Origin of the sequence: Thalassolituus sp. UBA2009, from assembly GCF_002335285.1 — a bacterium.
Lineage (GTDB): Bacteria > Pseudomonadota > Gammaproteobacteria > Pseudomonadales > Oceanobacteraceae > Venatoribacter > Venatoribacter alkanivorans.
Map to the genome: position 1 here is coordinate 1 of NZ_DDCJ01000089.1, position 2,531 is coordinate 2,531.

Genomic DNA, 2,531 nt, shown 5'->3' on the forward strand with positions numbered 1-2,531 from the left:
AGGTGACAACGTTAAGCTGACCATTACTCTGATCGCTCCAATCGCGATGGATGAAGGTCTGCGCTTTGCGATCCGTGAAGGCGGTCGTACTGTTGGTGCCGGCGTTGTAGCTAAGATCATCGAATAATCTGACCGGATCAGATTGTGACAGCCGGAGGCTGGCCCGGTAGGGTGAGGACAGGATGTCCGCAGCAGTGATCGATGTCTGCATCTGAAAAGCCCGCTTTGTGCGGGCTTTTTTATCAGTGTGATTCCGGAGTTGGTCTGCTTTGTCGGCTTCGGAAGTCGTCTGCTATTCCGTGGTTGACACTTTTTGTACAGCCGCATACAATTCGCGTCCCCTTAATCCGGGGAAAGTGAGCTCTTGCACATAAACTTGGAGTTTGGTAATGCAAAACCAACGAATCCGTATCCGTTTGAAGGCATTTGACCATCGACTGATCGATACCTCGACTCAGGAAATTGTTGATACTGCCAAACGTACGGGCGCTCAGGTACGTGGTCCTATCCCACTGCCTACTCGTAAAGAGCGTTATACCGTTCTGGTCTCCCCGCACGTTAATAAAGACGCGCGTGATCAGTACGAAATCCGTACACACAAGCGCATGCTCGACATTGTTGAGCCAACTGAAAAAACAGTTGATGCGCTGATGAAACTGGATCTGGCTGCCGGCGTGGAAGTTCAGATCAGCCTGGGTTAATCCGTCAGGATTTATCCGTAAGGCTCTGTGTAACGCCCTTGTCCATGTCGGAGAAGAGGGCGGCCATAGTGGGTTAAGCCCCGTACACGAGAGGTAATTGGAAAATGGCAATTGGTATTGTCGGTAAGAAAGCGGGCATGACTCGTGTCTTTACCGAAGAAGGTCAATCTGTTGCTGTTACTGTAGTTCACGTAACACCTAACCGTGTTGCACAAGTGAAAACCGTTGAAACTGACGGCTACAGTGCTCTGCAGGTTACATTTGGTGAGAAGAAAGCTTCTCGCACAACTAAAGCTGAGGCAGGCCACTTTGCGAAAGCAAACGTTCAGGCAGGTCGTGGCGTTATGGAATTCCGTACCGAAGAAGCTCTGGCCAATGGCGATGAGCTGACCGTTGCGCAATTCGAAGCTGGTCAGAAAGTTGACGTGACTGGTTCATCTAAAGGTAAAGGCTTCCAGGGTGGCGTTAAGCGCTGGAACTTCCGTACCCAGGATGCTACCCACGGTAACTCCCTGTCTCATCGTGCCCCTGGTTCTATCGGTCAGTGTCAGACTCCTGGTCGTGTTTGGAAGGGCAAGAAGATGGCAGGTCACATGGGCGCTGAACAGGTTACTACTCAGAACCTGGAAGTTGTTCGTGTGGACGCAGAAAACAATCTGCTGCTGATCAAAGGTGCTGTGCCAGGTGCTACTGGTTCCGATGTGATTGTTAAACCAGCTGTTAAGGCTAAGGGGTAAGCAATGGAACTGAAAACTAACACTGGTACCGCAGTAGCTGTTTCTGAAGCTGCATTTGGTCGTGAATTCAATGAAGCTCTGGTTCACCAGATCGTTACCGCCTATATGGCCGGTGGCCGTCAGGGTACCAAAGCACAGAAATCCCGCTCTGAAGTTAGCGGTGGTGGTATTAAGCCATGGCGTCAGAAGGGAACAGGCCGTGCCCGTTCCGGTACTTCTAACAGCCCTATCTGGCGTTCAGGTGGTGTAACTTTCGCCGCCAAACCACGCAACTATGAGCAGAAAGTAAACAAGAAAATGTATCGCGCGGCGATGCAGTCCATCTTGTCTGAGCTGGTTCGTCAGGAACGCCTGGTTGTTGCTGATTCTTTTGCTGTGGAATCCCACAAGACCAAAGAATTCGTTGCCAAGCTGAAAGAGATGGAACTGAGCAATGTCCTGATCGTTGCCGATGAGATCGACGAAAAGCTGTATCTGGCTGCCCGTAACGTTCCTCATGTTGGTATTACCGAAGCTTCAGCTATCGATCCTGTAAGCCTGATTGCTTTTGAAAAGGTACTGGTGACTGTGCCCGCCCTGAAGAAACTTGAGGAGGCCTACGCATGAACCGTGAACGTATCTATAAAGTGCTGGTAGCTCCGCATATTTCCGAGAAGGCAACTCTGGTTGCTGAAAAGCACGGCCAGTATGTATTCCGTGTTGCTCCGGATGCCACCAAGCCTGAAATCAAAAAGGCTGTTGAAGCTCTGTTCGAAGTGAAAGTTGATTCCGTACAGACCGTCAACATCAAAGGTAAAACCAAGCGTACTGCTCGCGGTACAGGCAAACGTAACGATGTGCGTAAAGCATACGTTCGCCTGGCTGAAGGTCAGGACATCGACTTCGCAGACGCGGAATAAGGGGTTTAAGTCATGGCATTGGTGAAAACTAAACCGACTTCTCCTGGCCGTCGCCATCTGGTGAAAGTCGTCAACAACGAACTGCACAAAGGTAAGCCTTTCGCAGCTCTGGTTGAGAAGAAGTCAAAAAGTGGTGGTCGTAACAACAACGGTCACATTACTACCCGTCACATTGGTGGTGGTCATAAGCAGCA

Annotated in this window: 4 protein-coding genes and 2 pseudogenes; all 6 read left to right on the plus strand. The window is 50.3% G+C overall.

What is annotated here, in order from left to right; translation table 11 throughout:
- Positions 1–127: pseudogene (locus tag B3P58_RS10955) on the plus strand (elongation factor Tu); the annotation flags it as partial.
- Positions 128–389: 262 nt separating this feature from the next.
- Positions 390–701, plus strand: a complete 312-nt coding sequence (gene rpsJ / locus B3P58_RS10960; RefSeq protein WP_068443270.1) for a 30S ribosomal protein S10 — start codon at positions 390–392, stop codon at positions 699–701.
- 104 nt (positions 702–805) lie between these two features.
- On the plus strand, positions 806–1,438 hold the full coding sequence (gene rplC, locus B3P58_RS10965) for a 50S ribosomal protein L3 (protein ID WP_145466724.1): 633 nt from the start codon (positions 806–808) through the stop codon (positions 1,436–1,438).
- A 3-nt stretch (positions 1,439–1,441) separates the two neighbouring features.
- Complete coding sequence (gene rplD / locus B3P58_RS10970) at positions 1,442–2,044, plus strand: 50S ribosomal protein L4 (RefSeq protein ID WP_145466723.1); 603 nt, start codon at positions 1,442–1,444, stop codon at positions 2,042–2,044.
- Positions 2,041–2,337, plus strand: a complete 297-nt coding sequence (gene rplW / locus B3P58_RS10975) for a 50S ribosomal protein L23 (RefSeq protein WP_145466722.1) — start codon at positions 2,041–2,043, stop codon at positions 2,335–2,337. The genes rplD and rplW overlap by 4 nt, the downstream gene beginning before the upstream one ends.
- Positions 2,338–2,349: 12 nt before the next feature.
- Positions 2,350–2,531 (plus strand): annotated as a pseudogene (locus B3P58_RS10980) (50S ribosomal protein L2); the annotation flags it as partial.

Bases quoted from the DNA above. Each gene is read 5' to 3' on its own strand.
- rplW (WP_145466722.1), top strand. From the start codon at position 2,041: ATGAACCGTGAACGTATCTATAAAGTGCTGGTAGCTCCGCATATTTCC.
- rpsJ (WP_068443270.1), top strand. From the start codon at position 390: ATGCAAAACCAACGAATCCGTATCCGTTTGAAGGCATTTGACCATCGA.
- rplD (WP_145466723.1), top strand. From the start codon at position 1,442: ATGGAACTGAAAACTAACACTGGTACCGCAGTAGCTGTTTCTGAAGCT.
- rplC (WP_145466724.1), top strand. From the start codon at position 806: ATGGCAATTGGTATTGTCGGTAAGAAAGCGGGCATGACTCGTGTCTTT.